This is a genomic window from Streptomyces sp. NPDC050549, assembly GCF_040655035.1.
In the GTDB taxonomy this organism is placed as follows: Bacteria; Actinomycetota; Actinomycetes; order Streptomycetales; family Streptomycetaceae; genus Streptomyces.
This window is the reverse complement of sequence record NZ_JBFAJD010000045.1, coordinates 55,881-79,222: the sequence shown is the minus strand read 5'-3', so window position 1 is coordinate 79,222 and position 23,342 is coordinate 55,881. Positions and strand designations below refer to the sequence as shown.

Genomic DNA, 23,342 nt, shown 5'->3' with positions numbered 1-23,342 from the left:
AATCATCAACGGCCCTGTCTCACATTCGGTGGTGACGGAGCGTGCTGCTATCCGAGGAGGATGCGATGGCGAAGCAGGGTGAAGCCTGCTCGTCCGTGCATCTGGCGCGCGATCCGCTTGGTCTTGGTGTTGACACCCTCGGTGGGGCCGTTGCTGTAGGGAAGTGTGAGGGCGGCGTTTACGGCGTCGTGGTCTCGTTCCAGGCCTCGGGTGAAGGCATGCAGGTGGGGCAGGTCGGCGCCGCGGACCTGGACGATCCAGCGCGAGAGTGCGTCGGCGTTGTCGGCGTGCGGTGCAAGGAGCGGGGTGAAGTCGCGGATGCCTGCGGCCAGTTGGGTCATCTCGGGGCAGGCGGATGTGAGCTTGGCCAGGAGCTCGTGTTGCTCGGTCTTGAGGTTGTCGGGTCTGGTCAGCAGCATTCGGGAGAGCCTGCGCGGTGAGATGTGGCTGCGGTCGGCGTCCGCGCGGCCTTGGTTGATGTACTTGTGCAGGAGGTTCAGGCAGCCCGTGAAGCCGAGTGCTTTGATCTCGTCGAAGAGGTGCTTGACGGGGACGCCGGGGTCCTCGGTCCGGCGTTTGCGCAGGTGTTCGCGGTAGGGGTCGACGAGGCTAGCGCGGTACTTGGGGACGCGGAGCATCCGCTCGGGCCGGTCGGCGCGGGCATGGCGTTTGACGGTGTTCAGGGCCAGTTCCAGGCGGCGGGCGCATTCGAGCAGGCCGACGCCCTGGTCGAGCAGGCCGTGGACCTGGTGCCAGCGCTCGAGGGTGGTCTGGGCGCGGGGCCCGGCGTAGATCGGCGCGTCCAGTACGGTGGCCCAGCAGGTGCTGTGCGCCTTGACCTCGCTCAGAGCAGCTTCGCACAGATTGTGCTACAGATGCCACCGATCGCCGACTTGCGTCGCATGGGGCAGGGCCCGGCGGATGGCCTCGGCGTAGGTCGCGGAGCCGTCCCGGCACACGACCTCGATGCCCGGATGCTCGCGCAGCCATGCTTCCAGGGTGCCGGCCGTGCGATCGGGCAGCACGTCGATCCGCTCGTGGGTCTCGACATCGATGATCACGGTGGCGTAGCGGTGCCGCCGGCGCAGCGCGAAGTCGTCGACGCCGATCACGCGGGGCGTCCGCCCGGCGGGCAGCAAGATCCGCAGCAGGGTGCGCACAGCCGTGTGACGCGAGTCGCCCGCCACGAGTATCGCCAGCAAACGTGCCCCCGCCCGGCCCGCTAACTCCTTGACCACCGCCTTGACCTGCCTGCTCAGGCGGGTGGTGCGTCGCTGGTATCGGTCCAGGACTCCGGGCACCTGCTCGCGGAAGGTGTATGTCGGCAGCCGCGGGTGGGGCACACCAGGCGTCGCACTCGCACACGGACCACCACCCGCCGTCCGTCGACCGGCACGTCAGCCACCGTCCGCCAGTGGTAGCCGTGCACCCGCCCCGACGACACCCCGCACACCGGACACGGCGCCATGTCCTGCGGAGTCCGTGCCCGCACCACGACCCGCTCACCCTCGTCGACAACATCCTCGATGACCAGCGGGGACAGCCCTGAAAACACCGTCTGCACAAGCTCGTTGACATCCATCACATGAAGGTCAACGACCCTTACAACTCTCCGTCACCACCGAATGTGAGACAGGGCCGAACGATGATTTACAGTCCCACGTGCCCATCGGACGGCCGGTTCAGCGAGCATGGGTGATGCCACCGTCGAGGGCGAGCGTGGAGCCGACGACATAGTCGCCCGCGCGGGAGGCAAGGTAAATCGCGGTCCCTGCGATGTCCGCCGGCTCGCCTATCCGGCCCGACGGGATGACACTGCCGAGCTCGTCGGCGTGGTCTCGCGCGTCCTTGTTCATGTCGGATGCGAAGGCGCCGGGCGCAATCGCGGACACCGCGATGCCGTCCTCGATGAGCCGTAGCGCCATCCGGCGCGTGAGCTGGATCAGGGCCGCCTTGGAGGCCTGGTAGGAGTAGGTCTCCTGTGGGTTGAGCGAGATCCCGTCGATAGAGGCGATGTTGATCACCTTGGCCAGATGGCCGTCGGCGGCAGCCATCAGGTCGCTCTTGAGCGCCTGCGTGAGGAAGAACGGCGTCTTGACGTTGACGTCCATCACCTTGTCCCACCCTGACTCCGGAAAGTCGTCGAACGGCGCACCCCAGGCGGCTCCGGCATTGTTCACCAGGATGTCGAGTGAGCTCTCGTGCTCTCGGTAGCGGTTCGTCAGGTCCTGGATGCCCGTCGGTGTCGAGACGTCGGCGGGCAGGGAGACGCAGTGTCCGTACTGCGAGAGGTCCTTAGCGGCCGCGTCGCAGGCGTCGGCTTTGCGGGCGGTTATGTAGGTGCGCACGCCACTTCGGAGGTATCCCTCGGCAATCATTCTGCCGATACCGCGGGAACCGCCCGTGACCAGCGCGGTTCGCCCTTCGAGGGAGAAGAGTGTCTCGATGTGCATGCCGTTCCTCGGAAGGGGGTGGGGTGGGTTGTCGGCCCGTGCGGGGCGAGGAGCCGGGATGCTCACGTCAGCTCCTCGTGCCAGCCGAGGGGGAAGACGGGTGTCTCCTTGTTGACGAACGCCTTGACCGCCGCCACATGGTCCCGGGTCAGTCCGGTGGCCTTGTGCAGCGACACCTCCGCGTGCATCGACGCCGTGAGATCCTCGTGCGGCGCGCGGAGCAGGTTCTGCTTCATTTCCTTGAGCGCGTGCGAGGCGCCCCTGGCGAGCCGGGTGGCGATCTCGTGGGTGCGCTGCTGCAGCTCGTCCTCGGGGACCATCCAGTTGACCAGCCCCAGGGTGAGACATTCTTCGCCGCGGATCCGGGGGTTGAGGAACATCAGTTCTCGCGTCTTGGCGGGCCCGACCAGCTGGTGGAGCAGCCATGCGACGCCGAAGTCGCCGGCCAGTCCGACGGCGCCGAAGGCGGTGGCGAAGATTGTTCGTGGCGAGCCGATGCGCAGGTCCGCGGCGAGAGCGAGTCCCATGCCGGCTCCGGCGACCGCGCCGGGGATCGAGGCGAGGACAGGCTTGCGGCAGCGGTAGATGCGGCCGACCGTCTCCTCCTGCTGTCGGCGCTGTTCCTCGACGGCGGCCTGGTCGACCTCGGCGGCGCCTGCCCCCTGCCCACCCTGCACGTGGAAGTCCTGGACCTCGCCCCCGGAACAGAAGGCGCCGCCGGCTCCGGTGAGGACGATGGCGCCCACTTCGCGGGAGGCCTCCATCGCCCTCAACTCGGCGACAAGCCCGGCGGCCATCGCCACCGAGAGGGCGTTGCGCCGTTCCGGCCGGTTGAGTGTGATGGTGCCGACGCCTTCACTGATCTCGCCAACGACCTCACTCATGAGGTCACCTCGAAGAGCCCCGCGGCGCCCATGCCGCCGCCGACACACATGGTGACGACGACGAGTTCCACGCCACGGCGACGGCCCTCGATCAGCGCGTGGCCGACCAGGCGGGACCCGGTCATGCCGTAGGGGTGGCCGACCGAGATGCCTCCGCCGTTGACGTTGTACTTCTCCGGGTCGATGCCGAGCGCGTCCCGGCAGTACACCGCCTGCGAGGCGAAGGCCTCGTTGAGCTCCCACAGGCCGATGTCGGCGATGGTGAGGCCGTGCTGCTTGAGGAGCTTGGGGATCGCGAGGACGGGGCCGATGCCCATCTCTTCGGGCTTGCAGCCGGCTACCGCCAGGCCGCGGTACGTGCCCAGCGGCCGCAGTCCCCGTGCACGGGCGACCTGCGCTTCCATGAGTACGCATGCCGACGCTCCGTCGGACAGCTGGGAGGCGTTGCCGGCGGTGATGGTGGAGTGCCCGGTGACCTGGCCGTCGGGCAGGACCGGCTTCAGGCCAAACAGACTCTCAAGAGTGGTGGACGGGCGGTTTCCCTCGTCGCGGGCGAGGGTGACCTCCTCCGTACTCGCGGCGCCTGTCGCCTTGTCGACGACCAGTCTGGTCGTCGGCAGCGGGACGATCTCGGTGTCGAACCTCCCGGCGGCCTGGGCGGCAGCGATGCGCTGTTGCGACAGGAGCGCGAACTCGTCCTGGCGCTCCCGGGTGACCCCGTAGCGCTCCGCGACGATCTCGGCGGTCTGTACCATCGGCAGGTAGAGGTCTGGATGGTGCTTGACCAGCCACGGGGCCTGCGCGCGGTAGGTGTTCATCTTGTCGTTCTGCGCCAGCGAGACCGACTCGACGCCGCCACCGATCGTGACGTCCATTCCGTCGTGGACGATCTGCTTCGCGGCGGTCGCGATCGCCATGAGCCCGGAGGCGCACTGACGGTCGACCGACATGCCCGCGACGGTGTCGGGCAGTCCGGCGCGCAGGGCGGCCTGACGGGCGATGTTGAACCCGGTGGTGCCCTGCTGGATGGCGGCGCCCATGATGACGTCCTCCACCTCGGCGCCCGTGATTCCGGCGCGGGACACCGCGTGCCGGATGGCGTGTCCGGCCAGGTCCTGCGCCTGGGTGTCGTTGAAGGCACCTCGGTAGGCCTTGCCGATGGGGGTGCGCGCCGTCGAGACGACGACAGCCTCTCGCATCGTCATGGTTCCTCATTCCATGTTGAAGTCGGGTTGCGGTCGACCGACGGCCTCGGGCTGGGCTCGCGCCACGTGAGTTGTGACCGTCGTGAAGGTGGTGGGCCCGGGTCCGCATGACCTGGGGCGGCCGCGATGTGCCGTGCCAGCTACACCGGGCCGGAACCCCTGGTGCCCTGCATCAGGTCACCTCGGCGGCGGGCAGGCGAACCAGCGTGGTGAGCCGGCGCCGGTGGGCGCCGGGCGTGCCCAGCGCGATCTGGTCGGCCTTGGCACGCTTCAGGTAGAGGTGGGCGGGGTGCTCCCAGGTCATGCCGATGCCACCGTGCAGTTGTACGGCCTCCTCGGCGGCGTGCACCGCGAGGTTGCTGCAGAAGGCCTGGGCCACGGCGTTCGCGAGCACGGCGTCCGGATCGTCCGCGGCGGCGGTGACCGAGGCGTAACGCGCCGCGGCGGCACCCGACTCCACGGACGTGTAGAGATCGGCCAGCCGGTGCTTGAGCGCCTGGAAGCCACCGACGACACGACCGAACTGACGACGCTCCTTGAGGTGGTCGACGCTGGTTTCGAGGCACCAGCGGGCGATGCCGATCTGTTCGGAGGCGAGCAGCGCGGCGCCGGCTGCCAGGCCACGGCGCACCGCGCCGTCCCCTGTCTCCGCCGGCACCACGATCGTCCCGGCGACACCGTCGAGGGTCACGTCGGCGAGCTGGCGGCTCTGGTCCAGTGACACCACCGGTTCGATCCGCGCCTCGCTCGCCGGGACCGCGACCACCTCGACCCTCTCCCCCGCGTGCACGGGGACGAGCAGGACATCGGCTTCCAACGCGCCGGCCACGCTGGTCATGGTTCCGGCCGCACCACCGTCGGCGTCGCGCCCGAACGCGGGCAGGGTGTCGGCGGGAGCGAGGGACAGCGGTACGACGAGGGCGGCCGTGCACTCGCCGGAGGCGAGGTCGGTGAGGAGCGTGGTGCCGAAGCCGAGCAGTACGGACGTGGCGATCACCGCGCTGGTGAGGAACGGGACCGGCGCGATTGCACGCCCCAGTTCCTCGACGACGACCGCGGTCTCACGGGCCGAGGCGCCTGCTCCGCCGTCGCGCTCGGGTACCAGCAGCCCGGCCAGGCCCAGGTCGGCGGCCAGCGTCTTCCACAGCGGGTCGACGATCGAACGGTCGCCGTCATACATCGCCGCCACCGCACGAGGTGTGCAGCGATCCGCCAGCATGCCGCGCACCGTGGCCCGCAGTTGCACCTCGACGTCGGTGTCGAGCAGGTCGGCTTCGCTCATCGGGCGAGCTCCTTCCAGGGAAGGTCCTTGTCGACACGGTGCTCGGCGGGCAGGCCGAGCACCCGTTCGGCGACGATGTTGCGCAGGATCTCGGAGGTCCCGCCCTCGATCGAGTTGCCCTTCGCGCGCAGATAGCGGTAGCCCGCCTCGCGGCCGACCAGGCTGACGGTCTCCGGCCTGCGCAGGGTCCAGTCGTCGTAGCGCAGGCCCGCCTCGCCGAGCAACTCAAGCTCCAGCCCGCTGAGTTGCTGGGCGAGGCGGGCGAAGGTCAGCTTCATGGCGGCACCCTCGGGGCCCGGCTGGCCCTGTTCCAGCTTCTGGCCCAGCCGCAGCGCGGCGAGCCGGGCCACTTCCGCCTCCAACCACAAGGAGAGCAGCCGGTCGTGCAACTCCGGAGTACGACGGTCCGGGTGCTCACGCCAGGTACGGGCGACGACACCGACCATGCCGTCCTCGCGCGGTGACAGTCCGCCGCCGATGGCCACCCGCTCGTTGTTGAGCGTGGCGTTGGCGATCTGCCAGCCCTGGCCTTCGGCACCGAGCCGCCGGCTGTCGGGGATCCGTACGTCGGTGAGGAAGACCTCGTTGAACTCGGCCTCGCCGGTGATCTGCCGGAGCGGCCTGACGTCGACGCCGGGGTCGGTCATGTCGCACAGGAAGTAGGTCAAGCCCTGATGTTTGGGCAGGTCCGGGTGCGTGCGGGCGATCAGGATCGCGAACCGGGCGATGTGTGCGCCCGAGGTCCACACCTTCTGGCCGTTGACGACCCACTCGTCACCCTCGCGGACCGCGCGCGTCGCCACCGCGGCCAGGTCGGACCCGGCCCCGGGCTCACTGAACAACTGGCACCAGAGTTCCTCGCCCGTCCACAGTGGTCGCAGGAACCGCTGCTTCTGCTCCTCGGTGCCGAACCGCAGAATCGTCGGCGCCGCCATACCTAGGCCGATCCCGTTGGCGTGACGGTTGTTGTCCGGCGAGCCGGCCTCGTCGAACGGTCCGTCGACCTCCGGCTGCAGGGAGCGCGGCAGTCCGAGCCCGCCGTGCCCTTCCGGGAACCAGACCCAGGCCAGTCCGGCGTCGTATCTGGCCCTGAGGAAGTCGAGCCGGTCGGTGGTGCGGGGATCGTGGTGGGCGAGGAAGTCCACGACGCGCCGGCGCAGGGCTGCCCTGTTCGAAAGCGGATCGGTCATCACGGCACCAGCAGCCCGAGTGCCTCGGCCACGCAGGCGGGTTTGTCGCCGCCCTCGCGCTCGATGGTCACGCGCGCCGTCGACAGGCGCCCGGCAGGTGTCTCGGCCAGCCGGATCAGCTCGACGCCGGCCCGTATCCGGGAGCCCACGGGCACCGGAGAGGGGAACCGCACCTTGTCGGTGCCGTAGTTGACGGCCATGCGCAGCCCTTCGACGGTGTACACCTCCTCGACGAGCCGGGGCAGGAGCGAAAGGGTCAGGTAGCCGTGCGCGATGGTCGTGCAGAACGGGCCGTTCTTCGCCCGCTCGAGGTCGACGTGAATCCACTGGTGGTCGCCGGTGGCCTCGGCGAACAGGTCCACCTGCTCCTGGGGCACGGGATGCCAGTCCGACCAGCCGAGATGCGTCCCGGCCGCCTTCTCCAGCTCCTCGATTCCGTGGAAGATCTTCATCAGGTCCTCAGTCCTTCGGGCCGCCGGCGACGTACAGCACCTGGCCGGAGACGTATCCGGCGCCCTCGCTGACGAAGAACGACACGGTGTGGGCGATGTCTTCGGGAACACCGCCACGGGCGACGGGAATCTCCTGGACGACCTGGGCCCTGAGAGTCTCGAACGACATCCCCATCCGCTGGGCGGTGGCCATGGTCATCTCGGTCTCGATGAAGCCCGGTGCGATGGCGTTCGCGGTGACGCCGAACTTGCCGAGTTCGATCGCGAGCGTCTTGGTGAAGCCCTGGAGCCCTGCCTTCGCCGCGGCGTAGTTCGCCTGCCCGCGGCTGCCGAGTGCCGAAGTGCTTGACAGGTTGACGATCCTGCCCCATCCGACCTGCGTCATGTAGCCCTGGCAGGCACGCGTCACCAGGAAGGAACCCCGCAGGTGCACGCCCATAACCGTGTCCCAGTCCTGTGTAGACATCTTGAAGAGCAGGTTGTCCCGGATGACTCCGGCGTTGTTCACCACGACCGTCGGCGGTCCGAGTTCCGCGACGACCCGTTCCACTCCCGCTTTCACCGCGGCCTCGTCGGCGACGTCCATACTTACGGCAATGGCCCGGCCACCGGCCTTCTCGACGACCTCGACCACCGGCTTGCACGCCGCCTCGTCAAGGTCGATCACGGCCACGGCGAACCCGTCGGCGGCCAGTCGTTCGGCGACTGCGGCGCCGATGCCGCGGGCGGCGCCGGTGACGAGCGCCGTGCGGGTCCCACTGGTGGGGTCTGTCATGTCTCTCCTCAGTGTGGCTCGGGACGATCCGTGACGCCGTCGGTCAGTCGACCAGGGCGCTGTAGACGAGCTGGCGGAACTCGGCGTTGATGGGATGCGTGCCGGCGGGCACCAGTTGGGTCATGAAGACCGCCGTGACGCGTTCCACGGGGTCGACCCAGAACACCGTGCTGCCGGCCCCGCCCCAGTAGAATTCGCCGGCGCTCGAGTGATTGCGCTGCCTGGACGGTTCGAGCGAGGTCGCGAAGCCGAGCCCGAAGCCCACGCCGTCGAAGACGTACTCGGTGAAGCCGCCGGTCGACTGGCTGGCGAGGTCTCCGTCGAGGTGGTTGCTCGCCATCAGGCGCACGGTGCGGGGCGCCAGTATGCGGGCGCCGTCGAGTTCTCCGCCGCGTTCGAGCATCCGCGTGAAGCGCAGGTAGTCGGCGGTCGTGCCGAGAAGTCCGCCACCACCGGAGAACATCGCCGGCGGCTGCAGTGCCGCCGCGCCCACGGCATCCGACCTGACGGCCGAGCCCGTCGCGGGGTCGCGCGCGTAGACGGCGGCGAGCCTGTCGACGCGGCTCTCGTCGGCGTACCACACGCTGTCGACCATTCCGAGCGGGTCGAGGACGAGGTTGGCCATGGCCTTGTCGAGCTTCTCCCCGGTCCAGATCTCGATGAGCCGGCCGAGGACGTCCGTTGACATGCCGTACCCCCAGGCCGTGCCCGGCTGGAACAGGAGTGGGAGCGACGCCCACTCCTCGACCGCGGCCTCCAGCGAGCCGTCGGTCCTGCTGCCGAAGTCGGCCTCGGCCTGCCGGTAGAGAGCGTCGACGACGGAGGTGTACATGAAGCCGGCGGTCACGCCCGAGGTGTGACTGAGCAGGTGCCACACCCGGATCGGTTCGAGGGCGGGCACTGTGCGCGGGGCCTCGGCCGAGCCCTTGTCGTAGACCCGGACGTCGGCGAAGGACGGGATCCACTTGCTGATCGGGTCGGTCAGCTGGAAGACGCCCTCTTCCCATAGGGCCATGGCTGCGACCGACGTGATCGGCTTGGTCATGGACGCGATCCGCCAGATCGTGTCGGACTCCACCGGCAGCCCGGCTTCCTTGTCGCGCAGGCCGTAGGACGCGAAGTGCGCCAGCTCGTCCCTGCGAGTGACGGCGAGCTGCCAGCCTGCCAGGCGTCCATCGTCGACGTATTTGGCGAAGTGCTTGTCGATGCGGGCGAGGCGGTTGGCGTCGAACCCGAGGTCTGCCGGGTCGGAGGTGATGTTCATGGGCGAGTCCTTGGCTGGTGCTCCGTGACGGACAGCGCGTGTTCGGCTGCCCCGTATGCGCGCCCGTTCGGGCCGCGGCTTCTGGGTGGGAGAGTGAAGGAAGCGGCTCTCTCGGCTCGGGAGAGACACCGCGAAGGTGGACTGGGGCGACGGTTCGACGTGCGGCGAACCCGGCAGCGCGGCTATCCCACCTGTCTCGGGGCGACGTGCCGGCGCACGAACTCGACCATCTGCTCATGAACCGCTCGTGCCTCGGGAAGCCAGGCAACGGCGACGGCCGATGCGTGGCAGCCACCGGGTGTCTCGATCAGGGAAACGACGACACCCGCGTCGCGGCAGCGCCGCACGAAGTCGCTGTCCTCGGGGACGAACATCTCCCGCGTCCCCATGTGAACCAGCGTCGGTGGCAGTCCGGCCATGTCCCCGAACAGCGGTGAGAGGTAGGGATGCTTCCGGTCGTGCTCACCGGCATAGGAAGCCGCTGCCATGTCCAGCATGCGGACCGAGAGCATGCAGTCCCGCTTCTGCAGTTCGGCACCACGGGGGTCGGTCATCGTGATGTCGACCCAGGGAGAGATCAGCAGCGCGGCACTTGGAAGAGGCAGGCCCTCGTCCCGCAACCTCAGACACACCGCGGCCGCCAGTCCGCCCCCCGCGCTGTCACCGGCGATCACCAACGGCGCGACGCCATCGCCGCGCAACGACGCGAGGACGGCCATGACGTCGTCAAGTCCGTGAGGGTAGGGGCGCTGAGGCGCCAGGCCGTAGTCCACGAGCAGGCCGGCCATACCGGTGGCCCTGACCGTCGCGTCGAGCCACTGCCAGTGAACCTTCGCCGGTCCCGTGACGTAGGCACCCCCGTGGACGTAGACCACGACACCCGCGGATGCCTGCTCCCGGGCCAGCCAGACACAACGCACGTCATCGATTCTGACCTCCTCACCCGCGATACCGTTTGCAGGCGAGGGGACGATGTCCTTCTTCGCCCGCTCCAGACTCGTCCGTGTGATCCGCGGTTTGAGTATTCTCATCACACCGCGAGTGACGAGCAGTTGCACACTCATAGTGGCCTTTCCTTCCTCGTGGCTGGACGCCTGTCGCATGCCGTCTCAGGCGGTCCGGCCCCACTGGGGATCGCGGCGGCGCAGCTCCATGTGCGCGAGGGTCCGCTTGTGCACCTCGTCCGGGCCGTCGGCGAAGCGCAGGGTGCGCTGCTGGGCGTACATGTCGGCGAGCGGGAAGTCGTCGCTGAGGCCGCCCGCCCCGTGCACCTGGATGGCGCGGTCGATCACCTTCAGCGCCATCTGCGGTACGGCCACCTTGATCGCGGCGATCTCGATTCGCGCCTCGCGGTTGCCGACGGTGTCCATCAGGTAGGCGGCCTTCAGGGTCAGCAGGCGGGCCATCTCGATCTCCACCCGGGCCTCGGCGATCCAGTCCTGGATGTTGGCCCGGTTGGCCAGCGGCTCGCCGAAGGTGACGCGCGACTGGGCGCGGTCGATCATCAGGTCGAGGGCTCGTTCGGCGGCGCCGATGGAGCGCATGCAGTGATGGATCCGGCCGGGGCCCAACCGGGCCTGGCCGATCATGAAGCCGTCTCCCTCACCGGCGAGCAGCGCGGTCCTGGGCACCCGCACGTTCTCGAAGAGCAGCTCGCCGTGGCCCTCGCGGTCCTGGTAGCCGAAGAGCGGCAAGCTGCGCATCACGGTGACGCCGGGGGTGTCCAGGGGGACGACCATCATCGACTGCCGGCGGTGCCTGGGCGCGTCCGGGTCGGTCTTGCCCATGACGATGAGCACTTTGCAGTTCTTGTGGAGGGCGTTGGACGTCCACCACTTGCGGCCGTTGAGGACGTAACCGTCCCCGTCGCGCTCCATCCGCAGTTCGATGTTGGTGGCGTCCGAGCTGGCCACCGCGGGCTCGGTCATCGCGAACGAGGAGGCGATCTTGCCGGCGAGCAGCGGCTTGAGCCACTTCTCCTTGTGCTCATCGGTGCCGAAGAGGGTCAGCACCTCCATGTTGCCGGTGTCGGGGGCATTGCAGTTGGTCGCCTCGGGAGCGATGTGCAGGCTGCGTCCCATGATCTCGGCGAGCGGGGCGTACTCCAGGTTGCTCAGGCCGGGGCCCCACTCCGGGTGGGGGTGGAAGAGGTTCCACAGGCCGCGCTTCTTCGCCTCGGTCTTCAGTTCCTCGACGATCGGCGGGTAGTGGTGCGGATCGGGGGACGCCGCCATCTGGGCCCAGTAGACCGGTTCGGCGGGGTAGACGCGCTCGTCCATGAAGGCGAGCAGGTCTTCTTGGTAGCGCTTCGCCCTGTCAGAGAGTTCCCACACGGGGGCTCCTTCGTCGGTTCGGAATGCGGGGTGTGCGGAGATCGGGCGAGGTCAGCCGACGAGTGCGTCCCAGTCGAGGGCTCGTTTGAGGATCTTGCCGGTGCTCCCCTTGGGCAACGCGTCCACGAACTGCACGAGATGGGGGACCTTGTAGGCGGACAGCCGTTCTTTGGCCCAGGCTCGCAGGTCCTCGGCGGTGAGGGCTGCGCCGGGCCGCAGGGTCACCACGGCGGCGACCTCCTCGCCGTAGTGCGGATGCGGCACGCCGATCACGGCGGCCTCCACGATGTCGGGGTGGCCGTAGAGGACCTCCTCGACCTCGCGCGGGTAGACGTTGTAACCCCCGCGGATGACCAGGTCCTTGAGCCGGTCGACGATGTAGAGGAAACCGTCCTCGTCAAGGCGCCCCAGGTCGCCGGTCCTCAGCCGGCCGTCGGGCAGGTCCGCGGCGGTGGCCTCGGGCCGGTTCCAGTAGCCCTTCATGATGTGGGGGCCGGTGAGGTACACCTCGCCGACCTCGCCGGGCGGCAGGACCTCACCGGCCGGGTCCCGGACCTCGATGCCGGTGCCAGGCAGCGCCGGTCCGACCGAGCCCGTACGCGGCCCGTGATAGGGCGAGTTGAACGCGCCTGCGCCGGTGGACTCGGTGAGTCCGTAGCCCTCGAGGATCGTGCAGCCGAAGCGCTTCTGGAACTCGCGGATCACCTCGCCGGGCAGCGAGGCGCCGCCGGAGCCCGCGAGGCGCAGGTCGGCGAAGTCGTCGGGGCCGAAGTCCCCGTCGGCGTGCAGCATCGCGTTCCACATAGTCGGTACGCCTGCTATGAGGGTCACTTGGTCGTCGCGGACCATGCGCAGCATGGCGTTCGGCTCGAACGGCGAGAGCAGGGAGATCGAAGCTCCCGCGGTGAGCGTGCCGTTGAGGCAGACCGCCTGGCCGAAGACATGGAAGAGGGGCAGGGCGGTGGCGAAGCGGTCGGCCGGGGTGAGGGTCAACTGCTGCCCGAACGCCTCGGCGGTGAAGGCCAGGTTGGTGATGCTGAGCTCGACTCCCTTGGGCCGACCGGTCGTTCCGGAGGTGTAGAGCAGCAGAGCCGTGTCGTCCGCGCGGCGCTCGACGGGCTCGGGCAGCGGCTCGCCCTCGCTCACCTGTGCGTCGTGCCGCAGCATCAGGAACGGCAGTCCGCGCTCACCGGCCGCCTTGCGGGCCGCTTCGGCCGTCTCGTACCAGGCCACGACCAGCCGGGCGCCGGAGTCGTCGAGGGCGTATCCGACCTCGGACGCGGTTGCCATGGTGTTCAGGGTGATGAGAACAGCGCCTGCCGTGTGGGCGGCGCCGGCGACAACGACGAACTCGGGTCCGGTCGGCGCGATCAGGAGCAGACGTTCCCCCGGCCGGACGCCCTCGGCCCGCAGGGCGCCGGCGTAGGCCGCGACGTGGTCACGTAGCTCGGCATACGTCCAGACCCGCCCACGGGCCCGCAGGGCCACGGCGTCCGGGCGTTCGTCGGCGTGACGCCAGATGGCGTCGGCTGCATTCGGCATGAGCCCTCCTCGTCGAGGGGTGGCGGGTGACCTGACAGTAATTGAACTTGACGTCGGATTCAATAAGGGACCGCCCAGGAGATCCACCCCAGGAGCGCGGCCACTCCCTATCCCAGGGGCGACACCGCCCACCGCCCCTGCCGTCCAGCTTTCCCTCGACGATGCCCAGGTCCGGGGGCGGGCGGAACAACCTGGGCGGCGAAGGCAGCGTAGATCCCGGCTAGGCCCGCATCACCGACGGTCACCCCTCGCCCGGGCGAGCGCCTTCCCGGGGGCTCGCAAGGGGCCGAGGCTCCTCGTCCCGGGCGACAGGACGCTGCCCCTGTGACACCGCCAGAGCGGTGCTGCTCAGTTCGCGCGTCCTGACGTCCGACATGATCACCACGCGGCTGCGCCGTCTTGCCGGAGAACGCTAAAGTCGAACCGGAGTTCAACTCCAGTGGCATCCGGCAGCCATTTGATTTCGGCGCCGGATTCAATAGCGTGAGGCTTCGCAGCCGAGGAGAGGACAGCCAGTGCCGGCCGGAGAAACCACCGACAGCACACCCAGGCGGCCCGCCCCGCGCACCCAGCGGGGAATCCGTACCCGCGACGCGCTGGTGGTCGCGGCGCGCGAGGTGTTCGAGCGGGACGGTTTCCTCGACGCCAAGATCAGCGACATCGCACGGACCGCCGGCGCCGCGTCGGGATCCTTCTACACCTACTTCGACAGCAAGGACGAGATCTTCGCCGCCGTCGTCGAGCGGGTCCAGGAGGAGATGGTGCATCCACATGTGCGCGAGCACTCCGGCGTCGACGACCCCCGGATCCTGATCGACCTGGCCAACCGCGAGTACCTCCAGAGATATGAGCACAACGCCCGCCTGATGGCCGTACTGGAACAGGTATCCCAGATCGACGAGCGGTTCCGCGCCATACGGCTCGGGCGCAGCATGGCCTTCGCCGAGCGCAATGCGCGCCTCATCCGCAAACTCCAGGAGCAGGGCAAGGCGGACAGCGACGTGGATCCGGAGATCGGCTCACTGGCCCTGTCCGCGATGATGAGCCGGATGGCCTACCTGGTGTACGTCTACGGCCACGACATCCCGTTCGAGCGGCTGGTGACGAATCTCAACCGGCTCTGGTACAACGCTCTCAACCTGCGCGCGCCGACCGAGCCCCCCACCCAGACCGTCGACGAGATCCTCGCCGGAGCACCGGGAGAGGAGCGAATCGAGCTCCGCAACACGTGATTCGCCAGGCATTCGGACACTGAACCGTTCCGGGTTCGGTAGGGACTCGATCATTTGAGAGGATCGAGTCATGGCACGCCCTTCCCCTTACCCCCTTGAGCTGTGCAAACGTGCGGTCCGCATGGTCGCCGAGGTGCGGCCCGAGTACGACGCCGAGTGGTCCGCGATGAAGGCGGTCGCCGCCAAGCTGGGGATCGGGACGACCGAGACGCTGCGCAAGCGGGTCCGCCAGGACCAGATCGACAACGGAGCCCGGCCGGGGACGACGACAGAGGAGTCCACGCAGGTCAAGGCGATGAAAAGGGAAATCGCCGAACTCAGGCGGGTGAACGAGATCTTGAAGGCGCCGGCGAGTTTCTTTGCGGCCGAGCTCGACCGGCCACACACGCGCTCGTAGCGTTCATCGACGAGCACCGGGACCACTTCGGCGGTGTCGAGCCGATCTGTCGCGTGCTCACCCAGCACGGCTGCAAGATCGCCCCTTCCACCTACTGCGCCTGCAAGAAACGCCGGTTGGCGCCCTCGCCGCGGTCCGTGCGGGACGAGGGGCTCAAGGAACAGATCGAGGAGGTCGAGGTCTACGAAGCCGACTACCGCGTCTATGGCGCGAGGAAGGTCTGGCGGCAGCTGAACCGCCAGGGCCAGAAAGTGGCCCGGTGCACGGTCGAGCGTCTGATGCGGGAGATCGGCATCGCCGGCGCCGTCGACGGCAAGAAGGTCATCACGACCATGCCGGACCCGGCTGCGGCCAGGGCCCCGGACCTGTTCGACCGCGAGTTCGTCGTACCGGCGCCGAACCGGACCTGGGTCGCCGACTTCACGCACGTCGCCGCCTGGGCAGGCGTCGTCTGTGTCGCCTTCATCGTGGACACCTTCTCCCGCCGCGTCGTCGGCTGGTCCGCGTCGCTGTCGAAACAGACCCAACTCGTCCTGGATGCCCTGGACATGGGCCTGTGGCAGCGCGACCGAGACGGTCGTCCGCCCCTCCCGGGCGAGTTGGTCCACCACTCCGATGCCGGGTCGCAAGGCGGAATCAATCGGTCGTCGCAACACCTGGACTCGACTCTGATCGCGGCCTCGATCGGGTCGGTCGGCGACGCTTACGACTGTGAGGATGGGACCACCGCCGCAGCAGGGGCCTGACTCTTGCTTACGACTGACCCTTCGGGTGTCCTGGCTGTTGATTGTCGGTCACTTCCGCGGCGGGCTCCATGAGGGCCGCCGGCCGCACGGGCAGCGACCGAATAGGAGCCTGCTCCACCAGGCGCTCGTCACAGTCCTGTCCTCCCGCCCGACCGGCGGTCTCGCGCTGACCGCCACTTCCGGGAGGGGAACCGACAGCCATGACCAGCATCCTGCAGGCCGAGCCGATCGGGAAAGTCGTCATCGGAGTCGACACCCACAAGTACGTACACACCGCGGTCGTCGTCGGCGGCGCCCAGGGCAGCCTCAGCGTCGCCGCCGACCGCGGAGGTTATGAGCAACTTGCCCAGTGGGCGGCCCAGTTCGGGCAGGTCCTCGGCTTCGGTGTCGAGGGCACCGGGTCCTACGGTGTCGGACTCGCTTCCTACCTGCGCCGACACGGTCACAAGGTCGTCGAGGTCAACCGGCCCGATCGCCGGGTGCGGCGCCAGCGCGGCAAGTCCGACTCCATCGACGCCGAGAACGCGGCCCGCGCCGTCCTCGCGGGCACCGCGACCGCGACACCGAAGACCGCCGAGGGCACGGTCGAGATGTTCCGCCACACCAAGATTGCCCGGGATACGGCCGTGAAGGCCCGCACCCAGGTCATGGTCACCCTCAAGGTCCTCATCGTCACCGTCCCCGACGAGCTGCGCGATCAGCTCCAGGGCCTGCCCAAGATGACGCTCAGCGACCGGTGCGCGGGACGGGCCTTGACCCAAGGCTCGTCGGCCGGTGGCCCCGTCCACCGCCCACATCCTGCCGGCGTGTGCGGCGACACGATGTGGTCCTCCCCCGTCGGTAGCTACATCTTCGACCGGCGCGATCTCCACTTCCAACCGCACGTCGCCGGTCGCGGCGCCCGACCGGGCCGTCACCTCATCAGTGCCCGGCTCCACGCGGGGGCGGAGTATGTTTCGATGCGCAACAGCACCGTGCCTCCACGCACGTCAGAAAGGTGAACGGATGGGCCTGCGCTTCGAGGAGATCGACTGGCAACCGACGCCCATCGGCGAGATCAGTCTGCGTCGGCGCCGCCACCCGGTCTCGGGGGATGACGTGTACGAGGTAAAGCTCGGCGACGAGTTCCTGATGTCCAGCCTCTTCACCACCGGCGAGATCGCGCTCACGGAACTCGCCCTGGCCAAACTGCCGGACACCGAACTGGACGTAGCCGTCGGCGGACTCGGACTCGGCTACACCGCCCAGGCCGTCCTGGATGATCCACGGGTGCGGACACTGACGGTGATCGATGCGCTCGCCGAAGTCATCGACTGGCATCAGCGGGGCTTGGTGCCCCTCGGAGACCGGTTGACCTCGGACGCCCGCTGCCGACTGCTGCACGGAGACTTCTTCGCACTGGCCGCCGGTCCGTGTGGTCTCGACCCCACGGAGCCGGGCCGCCGCTTCCACGTCATCCTGCTGGACGTCGACCACTCTCCGCGCCATGTGCTCCACCCACGCCACGCGGCGCTCTACCAGCCCGCCGGGCTCCGCGCTCTCGCCGGTCACCTCCACCCCGGCGGGGTGTTCGCCTTGTGGTCGAACGACCCGCCCGACCCGCAGTTCACCTCCGCGCTTTCCGAGGTCTTCGCACACACAGCGGCCCATGTCGTCGCTTTTGACAACCCGCTACAGGGCGGTACCTCTACCAATACCGTCTACCTGGCCGGCAAGGCACCGGACAGGCCCTGAAGATCGGCTGTCCGTGCTGCGGGGCGTCGATCGACACCGAGCGGCGGGCCGGCCTGCTCGAAGCCCGCAGCGACGACGGCTTCGCCATCCTCGCTGTGGTGGTCCCCCGCTGCGGAGCCTCAACCTCTCTGACCACCGTCGGGGACACACTTGGACATCCGGTGCAGCAAGTCAGGGGCCCGCATCTGACGCACGTCAGTTCCGACAGCACGGGTTCAAGTTCAGTGGTCGACAGCGCACGCGCGCCGGACGGACCTGGGCTGCAGGACCGTCCGGCGGCTGAGGCCGGGGCGGTCAGTGCGCCGCCGGGTGGTGGCCGATGGTGATGCCGCAGGCGAGTGCCGCGGTGGGGCCGGCGTAGACGGTGGCGCCGGTGGACTTCCTCCACACGTTGATGAGGAAGGTGTCCGGGTGGTCGGTGGCGGTGATGCTGACGCCGTAGCCCTTGACGCCGTTGAGGGTGCCAGAGCCCTGATAGCGGGCGCGGGAACCGGTGACCACCAGCCAATCGGACGACGTGGAGCGGAACTTGAGGCCCGCCGCCTTGAAGTCGAAGGCGACCCTGCCGGTGGGGGTGGTGGCGTTCCTGCCGTAGGAGAGGGAGAAGGAGAAGGCTGCCTTTCCGGTCAGCCGAGGGGAGGCGGGGTAGGCGCCGGCCGGTGAGGCGAAGGTGCCGCTACCCACGGCCCGGCCGGCCGCGTGGTCGTAGACGACCAGGTCGGTGAGGGTCCTGGAGGTGGCGGCCCCGTCGTCGTCGGTGACGGTGACAGTCGGGTGGTAGATGCCGGCCTTGCGGTAGGTGTGGCCCGCGCGGCAGGACGTCGGGGCTGTGCCGTCGGCCCAGTCGACCGAGCAGGTGAGCGTGTCGCTGCGGCCCGGGTCGGTGTAGTGAGTGGTGAGGGTGATCTTCGCGCCCACCGATACCGGCTTGGCGGGTCCGGTGGCGTCGCGAATCACCGGGGCCGCGTTGGTGACAGTGACGGTGAGGGTGTCGCTGCTGCGGCCGCCGGTGAGGGTGACCTCGTAGGTGCCGTTGTCGGTGCAGGTGATGGCGGGGGTGAGGGTCCTGGCGCGGACGATGGTGCACGGGGCGCCGGATGCAACACTCCACTTCGGGGTGGCGTCCGCGCCGGAGAGGGTGCCGGTGAGGGCGATGGCGCTGCCCTCCGCTCCGGTGGCGTCGGGGCCGGCGTGCGCGACGGTCACCGGCTTGATGCTGGTGAGGGTGGGGACCACCGTCTTGATCAGGCCGTCGGTGTCGAACTCCAGCTTGTCGATGGTGGTTTCGCGGTGGGTGCCGTCGCCGCCCGGGATGGCGAACCGGTGGTAGGCGATGTACCAGTCGTCGGTGCCGGGGACCCGGACCACCGAGTGGTGGCCGGTGCCCTTGATGCCGAGCGCCAGGTCCTTGGACAGGATCACGCCGCGCTTGGTCCAGGGGCCCATCGGCGAGCTGCCGGTGGCGTACGCGACCTGGTAGTTCTCGTCGCCGGTGTCGTTCTCCGACCACATGAAGTAGTAGACACCGTGCCGCTTGATGGTGAACGCGCCCTCCCGGAAACCGTCGGGAGTGATCGTGGCGACCTTGGAGGTGTCCAGGGAGATCATGTCGTCGTTCAGCGGGACGACGAACGCGCCGCCGTTGCCAAAGTAGAGGTACGACGTCCCGTTGTCGTCGGTGAAGACCGCCGGGTCGATCATCTGGCCGCTGAACGTGCCTGCCGCGAGGAGGGGTTTGCCGAGAGCGTCCTTGAACGGGCCGGTCGGGGAGTCCGAGACGGCGACGCCGATGTTGGCGTCAGCGCAGAAGTAGAAGTAGTACTTACCGTTCTTCTCGGTGATCGTCGGCGCCCAGGCCCGGCTGTCGGCCCAGGAGACGTCCGGACCAAGGTCGAGTATGACGCCGTGGTCCGTCCAGTGCACCAGGTCGGTGGAGGAGTACGCCTTGAACTGGGTGCCGCTCCAGCCGGGGAACCCGTCGGTGGTCGGATAGATGTAGAAGGTGTCGCCGAAGACCACGATGTCCGGGTCGGCGTTGAGACCGGGCAGCACCGGGCTCTTCATTTCAATCGCTTGTACGGTCCAGACGCGGGTCGCGCCGTCCGAGCCGGTGACGGTGTACCTGACCGGCTTGGTGAAGTTCCGGACCGTGCCGGAGGCGGGGCTGATGGTCGCACCGTTGGCCAGGGTGAATTCCGGTGCCAGGGCGGTGAGTTCGGTGCCTTCCTTGACCGGCAGCACGATCCGGCTCTGGGTGTCGGTGACGATCGCGTCGGTCTTCAGCTCGGGCAGCGTGGCACTGGCGATACCGGTGGTGTTGCCGCTCAGCTCCAGGACCTCGGCCGCGGACAGCGCGCGGTTGTAGATCCGGAAGTCGTCCACCTGGCCGGCGAAGTAGGGGTCAGCGGCGTACAGCGACTTGCCGATGTAGCCGCTGTAGCCCTTCGAGGCGTCGTAGAGGTCCGACGGCTTGATGGTCACCCCGGTGGTTTTGGCCACCTGCACGCCATTGAGGTAGAGGACCGCGGTCCCGGTGGCGCCGTTGAGGGTGACGGTGATGTGTTTCCACTCACCGGCGGCGAGCTTCGAGCCCGCCGACAGCTTCGACTCGGCGCCCCAACTTCCGGTGGTGACAGCGGAGTAGAGACTCCCGCCGCCGTTCGACGGTGTTGCGAAGAGGTACTTGTCGCTGTCCGGGCCGAGGCCGAAGAGCCACTGGTTGACCGCCGTCGACGTCGGATCCCACTTGGCGTAGGTGGATACGGTGACGCTGTCGGTGTCCTTCAGCACGCCGTTGGGGATCTTGACGTACGGCGCGGTGGTGGAGGAGCTGGAGCCGCCGCTCATCACGAACGAACCGCCGTGCACGCCGGTCCCGAAGGCCGGGGTGTTGACATAGGTGCCGTGGTTGCCGTGGCCGCTGGAGTCCCGGACGACGTTGCCGGACGTCTCGTCGAAGTCGTAGCGCAGGACCAGTCCCGACGGGATGTCGGTGCCGCCGCCCTTGGACACCGTGACATGGGCCTGGACGTGGAGTGTGGCGCCGTCCGGCAGGGTGCCGTTCACGGTGAACGTCCCGGCCGATCCGTATGCCGACGCCGGGACGTCGTCCCAGGTCACGGCGACCGGGCGGGTGATGCCGTCGGCGTACTTGGCGATGACGGTCGCGGGCAGCACCGGCGCGCTGCCGATGGCGGTGGAGACCGTCACATCCTCGGCGCTCTCCACCAGCTCGTCGGGCTGATAAGCGCGCAGCACCCGGTTGTACTCGGCCTCGGTGACCGGCAGCACGGTTCCGTGGCGTGGCGACGACGGCAGCGAGTAGTCGGTGGACGGGGTCCAGACGCCCGCGTCGAGGTCGGTCGTCTCGAACGGTATGTAGCCGCGGCCCCCGAACTCGTCGAGGAAGAGATACCACTTCTCCTCGGTGTTGGACTTGAAGACCAGCGGTCCCTCGGCGGCGCTCATCGCGCCCTTGCCGATGCCCTCGGCCACGGAGGCGTAGTCGGTGTCGAGGATCGAGTCGGCCTTCTCTTCGAAGATGAACTTGCTGTTCGGGGAGGAGGAGGAGGTGTTCCGCTCATCCTTGGAGAAGCGGTAGTACTGGCCGTCGTGCTCGATCATCGTGGAGTCGATCACCGAGTAGCCGCGGTCGATCCACACCTTGGGCTTACTGAAGGTGCGGAAGTCACGGGTGGTGGCGTACATCATGCGGTTGTAGGTGTCGCCGGTGTGCGCTTCGTTGTCGTAGATTTTCGACGCCCAGAAGACGACGTACGAGCCGAGGGACTTGTCGTAATAGGCCTCCGGGGCCCAGGTGTTGCCCGCCTCCTTCGGCGAGACCGTCACCAGCCGCTGGTCAGTCCAGTGCACCAGGTCGGTCGACTCCCACACCATGATCGCCCGGCTGCCGGTGCGCTGCGCGGCGTCCCAGTCGCCGTTGTCGTAGATCCGCAGGTCGGTGGCGATCTGGTAGAACTTGTCGCCTTCGGGAGAGCGGATGTTGAACGGGTCGCGCAACCCCTTCTCGCCCAGCGTCGAGGTCAGCACCGGGTTGCCGTTGTTGATCTCCCGCCATTTCAGCGGGTCGTTGCCCTTGCTCAGGCCGAAGTGGACCTGCTCACCGTCGGCCGTGCCCTCGCCGGTGAAGTAGCTGAAGAGGTAGCCGGACTTGGCTTCCGGCACCGGGAGTTCGGGCACCTTGGCGGTGAACGTGCGGGTCGCGGATGCGTCGTTGCGCCTGACGGTCGCGGTCAGCTCGACAGCGGTCGAACCCTCGCCCGCGGCCGGGCGGTTGACCACCCCGTCGGCGGAGACGACGGACGGGTCGGCGGACGACCACTCGACCGCGGTCGAGTAGTCGCCGTTCGCGGGCAGCGTCAGATTCCCGCGTACGTCGTCGATATTCGGGACGGTCAGCGAGGCTGCGGCCCGGTCCACGGCGTGCTGGTCGTCGAAGTCCGCCAGCACGGTGATGTCGAAGGACTTGGTGTCGGTCACCGCGCCCTTCTTCAGCGTCGCGGTGAGCGTCGCGTGACCATCGGGCTCACCGCTCGCAGGGCGGGTGACGGCGCCGGTCGCCGACACCACGGACGGCGCGTCGCTGGACCAGCTGATCGAACTGCCGCCCGCCGTGCCGGCGGTGGGCAGCGTCAGGTCCGACACGACGGCGTCGGTGCCGTCGCCGAGGCTCAGCGCGGCCTTGTCCCGCGCGACCCCGTCCGTGGCGATCGGCAGCGCCAACTGCTCGACCTCGGAGGCGTCCAGCGCCCGGTCGTAGACTCGGAAGTCCTTGATCCTCCCCTTGAAGTACTTATCGCCGGAGTAGAGGGAGCGGCCGATGAAGTTGGCGGTAGTGGTGCCGCCACCGATCGAACCCGGCGTGATGCTGACGGCGGTGTTGCGGGCGACCTCCACACCGTCCTCGTAGAGCACGCCGGTGCCGCTTGCCGTCTGCGTGTAGGAGAGGTGCTTCCACACGGTGCGCGGCAGGTTGTACGAGGCGGCGGGCGCGGTGGTCTGCTCGGTCGACCAGTTGCCGGAAGCGATGGAGGTACGGAAGGTGTTGCCGGTGGTGAAGAGATAGCCGTTGCCGTTGGAGCCGCTGGAGTTGCCGAATCCGTAGATGAAGTACGGACTGGCCTGCGCGGGGTCGATCTGCACGTCCAGCGACACGGTGATCGCGCTCATGCCGCTCAAGATGTTGTCCGGCACCTTCACGTAGGTGTCGGACCCGTTGAGGGTGAGGCCGTCGCCGGCGTTCCAGCCGGCGGTGCCGTTCACGGTGCCGTCCCGGCCGTGGCCCGAGGAGTCGGCAGCCAGTTGGCCGGAGGCCGCGTCGAGTTTGTACCAGAGGGCGAGGCCGTCGGTGATCTCCGAAGAGCCCGCGGTGGCTGCCGGGTTCGTGGCGTGTGCGGTGGTCGGCAGCAGCGTCATGCCCATCGCGGCGAGGGCAACCGCTGCGAGCCTGGGCCGCCGGGACCGGCTCCGGGGCGCGTTCCAGCTTGCTCTAGACATGACAAATCGATGCAACATCGGCGGTTTTTCCTCCACAGGTGATCGGGGCAGAGAAAGGCCGACGGTGCGGCATTTCGACAATGTGATGTTGTGTTTCGAGAGTGTCAAACGGTGCGTGGTGCAGCGTCAAGGGGCGAGAGCGCATGTGCGGCCGGTCGGACGATCCAACGTGACGTGGAAGAGATTCCGGGGTCGGTAAGTGGACCTGTTGGCATGTCGCATCCGGTCCCGTCCTCCGTGGAAATCCGCAGTTCAAGGACGAGCGTGCGGAGCTGATTCGGCAGGCGGGATGACCGGATCGGCGGCCGACTGAACGGGCCCGGCTCGTTCTGGCGT

At 68.5% G+C, this 23,342-nt stretch carries 16 protein-coding genes and 1 pseudogene; 4 read left to right on the top strand and 13 right to left on the bottom strand.

The window, feature by feature from the left end:
• Nucleotides 1–47: 47 nt before the first annotated feature.
• The 12 genes and pseudogenes from AB0I51_RS41035 to AB0I51_RS40980 all read right to left on the bottom strand — a co-directional run bounded on the left by AB0I51_RS41035 (nucleotide 48) and on the right by AB0I51_RS40980 (nucleotide 13,380).
• A pseudogene (locus AB0I51_RS41035) lies at nucleotides 48–1,582 on the bottom strand (ISL3 family transposase).
• Nucleotides 1,583–1,682: 100 nt separating this feature from the next.
• On the bottom strand, nucleotides 1,683–2,453 hold the full coding sequence (locus tag AB0I51_RS41030) for an SDR family oxidoreductase (protein WP_362983481.1): 771 nt from the start codon (nucleotides 2,451–2,453) through the stop codon (nucleotides 1,683–1,685).
• A gap of 62 nt (nucleotides 2,454–2,515) precedes the next feature.
• Complete coding sequence (locus AB0I51_RS41025) at nucleotides 2,516–3,337, bottom strand: enoyl-CoA hydratase-related protein (RefSeq protein WP_362983480.1); 822 nt, start codon at nucleotides 3,335–3,337, stop codon at nucleotides 2,516–2,518.
• Nucleotides 3,334–4,542 carry an acetyl-CoA C-acyltransferase gene (locus tag AB0I51_RS41020; RefSeq protein ID WP_362983479.1) on the bottom strand — a complete coding sequence of 403 codons (1,209 nt, stop codon included), beginning with the start codon at nucleotides 4,540–4,542 and terminating at the stop codon, nucleotides 3,334–3,336. Before AB0I51_RS41020 ends, AB0I51_RS41025 begins: the two co-directional genes overlap by 4 nt.
• A gap of 172 nt (nucleotides 4,543–4,714) precedes the next feature.
• Entirely contained in the window at nucleotides 4,715–5,824 is a 1,110-nt protein-coding gene (locus AB0I51_RS41015; protein WP_362983478.1) for an acyl-CoA dehydrogenase family protein, read from the bottom strand.
• Nucleotides 5,821–7,014, bottom strand: a complete 1,194-nt coding sequence (locus AB0I51_RS41010) for an acyl-CoA dehydrogenase family protein (RefSeq protein WP_362983477.1) — start codon at nucleotides 7,012–7,014, stop codon at nucleotides 5,821–5,823. The genes AB0I51_RS41015 and AB0I51_RS41010 overlap by 4 nt, the downstream gene beginning before the upstream one ends.
• Complete coding sequence (locus AB0I51_RS41005; RefSeq protein WP_362983476.1) at nucleotides 7,014–7,466, bottom strand: MaoC family dehydratase; 453 nt, start codon at nucleotides 7,464–7,466, stop codon at nucleotides 7,014–7,016. The genes AB0I51_RS41010 and AB0I51_RS41005 overlap by 1 nt, the downstream gene beginning before the upstream one ends.
• Before the next feature lie 7 nt (nucleotides 7,467–7,473).
• Entirely contained in the window at nucleotides 7,474–8,241 is a 768-nt protein-coding gene (gene fabG, locus AB0I51_RS41000) for a 3-oxoacyl-ACP reductase FabG (RefSeq protein WP_362983475.1), read from the bottom strand.
• Nucleotides 8,242–8,284: 43 nt separating this feature from the next.
• On the bottom strand, nucleotides 8,285–9,505 hold the full coding sequence (locus tag AB0I51_RS40995; RefSeq protein ID WP_362983474.1) for a serine hydrolase domain-containing protein: 1,221 nt from the start codon (nucleotides 9,503–9,505) through the stop codon (nucleotides 8,285–8,287).
• A 182-nt stretch (nucleotides 9,506–9,687) separates the two neighbouring features.
• On the bottom strand, nucleotides 9,688–10,425 hold the full coding sequence (locus AB0I51_RS40990) for an alpha/beta hydrolase (RefSeq protein WP_362983473.1): 738 nt from the start codon (nucleotides 10,423–10,425) through the stop codon (nucleotides 9,688–9,690).
• A gap of 189 nt (nucleotides 10,426–10,614) precedes the next feature.
• The gene (locus AB0I51_RS40985; protein WP_362983472.1) at nucleotides 10,615–11,838 is read right to left on the bottom strand and encodes an acyl-CoA dehydrogenase family protein; all 1,224 of its coding nucleotides are present in this window, start codon (nucleotides 11,836–11,838) and stop codon (nucleotides 10,615–10,617) included.
• Nucleotides 11,839–11,889: 51 nt separating this feature from the next.
• On the bottom strand, nucleotides 11,890–13,380 hold the full coding sequence (locus AB0I51_RS40980; RefSeq protein WP_362983471.1) for a long-chain fatty acid--CoA ligase: 1,491 nt from the start codon (nucleotides 13,378–13,380) through the stop codon (nucleotides 11,890–11,892).
• A 515-nt stretch (nucleotides 13,381–13,895) separates the two neighbouring features.
• Between AB0I51_RS40980 and AB0I51_RS40975 the strand changes: the two genes are divergently transcribed.
• The 4 genes from AB0I51_RS40975 (at nucleotide 13,896) to AB0I51_RS40960 (ending at nucleotide 17,489) form a co-directional block, all read left to right on the top strand.
• Nucleotides 13,896–14,612: a TetR/AcrR family transcriptional regulator gene (locus tag AB0I51_RS40975; protein ID WP_362983470.1), complete on the top strand. Its 717-nt coding sequence runs from the start codon at nucleotides 13,896–13,898 to the stop codon at nucleotides 14,610–14,612.
• A gap of 102 nt (nucleotides 14,613–14,714) precedes the next feature.
• Nucleotides 14,715–15,755 carry an IS3 family transposase gene (locus tag AB0I51_RS40970; protein ID WP_362983469.1) on the top strand — a complete coding sequence of 347 codons (1,041 nt, stop codon included), beginning with the start codon at nucleotides 14,715–14,717 and terminating at the stop codon, nucleotides 15,753–15,755.
• A gap of 200 nt (nucleotides 15,756–15,955) precedes the next feature.
• The gene (locus AB0I51_RS40965) at nucleotides 15,956–16,756 is read left to right on the top strand and encodes a transposase (protein WP_362983468.1); all 801 of its coding nucleotides are present in this window, start codon (nucleotides 15,956–15,958) and stop codon (nucleotides 16,754–16,756) included.
• Nucleotides 16,757–16,760: 4 nt separating this feature from the next.
• A complete protein-coding gene (locus AB0I51_RS40960) occupies nucleotides 16,761–17,489 on the top strand; it encodes a spermidine synthase (RefSeq protein WP_362983467.1) in 729 nt (242 codons plus the stop codon).
• 294 nt (nucleotides 17,490–17,783) lie between these two features.
• On the opposite strand, the gene AB0I51_RS40955 is transcribed toward AB0I51_RS40960, so the two are convergent.
• Nucleotides 17,784–23,006 carry a family 43 glycosylhydrolase gene (locus AB0I51_RS40955; protein ID WP_362983466.1) on the bottom strand — a complete coding sequence of 1,741 codons (5,223 nt, stop codon included), beginning with the start codon at nucleotides 23,004–23,006 and terminating at the stop codon, nucleotides 17,784–17,786.
• Between the last annotated feature and the right edge of the window lie 336 nt (nucleotides 23,007–23,342).

What these genes read in the sequence shown, in the direction of transcription:
- AB0I51_RS41030 (WP_362983481.1), bottom strand. Translation starts at nt 2,453, where the DNA reads ATGCACATCGAGACACTCTTCTCCCTCGAAGGGCGAACCGCGCTGGTC.
- AB0I51_RS41025 (WP_362983480.1), bottom strand. Translation starts at nt 3,337, where the DNA reads ATGAGTGAGGTCGTTGGCGAGATCAGTGAAGGCGTCGGCACCATCACA.
- AB0I51_RS41020 (WP_362983479.1), bottom strand. Translation starts at nt 4,542, where the DNA reads ATGACGATGCGAGAGGCTGTCGTCGTCTCGACGGCGCGCACCCCCATC.
- AB0I51_RS41015 (WP_362983478.1), bottom strand. Translation starts at nt 5,824, where the DNA reads ATGAGCGAAGCCGACCTGCTCGACACCGACGTCGAGGTGCAACTGCGG.
- AB0I51_RS41010 (WP_362983477.1), bottom strand. Translation starts at nt 7,014, where the DNA reads ATGACCGATCCGCTTTCGAACAGGGCAGCCCTGCGCCGGCGCGTCGTG.
- AB0I51_RS41005 (WP_362983476.1), bottom strand. Translation starts at nt 7,466, where the DNA reads ATGAAGATCTTCCACGGAATCGAGGAGCTGGAGAAGGCGGCCGGGACG.
- fabG (WP_362983475.1), bottom strand. Translation starts at nt 8,241, where the DNA reads ATGACAGACCCCACCAGTGGGACCCGCACGGCGCTCGTCACCGGCGCC.
- AB0I51_RS40995 (WP_362983474.1), bottom strand. Translation starts at nt 9,505, where the DNA reads ATGAACATCACCTCCGACCCGGCAGACCTCGGGTTCGACGCCAACCGC.
- AB0I51_RS40980 (WP_362983471.1), bottom strand. Translation starts at nt 13,380, where the DNA reads ATGCCGAATGCAGCCGACGCCATCTGGCGTCACGCCGACGAACGCCCG.
- AB0I51_RS40965 (WP_362983468.1), top strand. Translation starts at nt 15,956, where the DNA reads ATGACCAGCATCCTGCAGGCCGAGCCGATCGGGAAAGTCGTCATCGGA.
- AB0I51_RS40960 (WP_362983467.1), top strand. Translation starts at nt 16,761, where the DNA reads ATGGGCCTGCGCTTCGAGGAGATCGACTGGCAACCGACGCCCATCGGC.
- AB0I51_RS40955 (WP_362983466.1), bottom strand. Translation starts at nt 23,006, where the DNA reads ATGTCTAGAGCAAGCTGGAACGCGCCCCGGAGCCGGTCCCGGCGGCCC.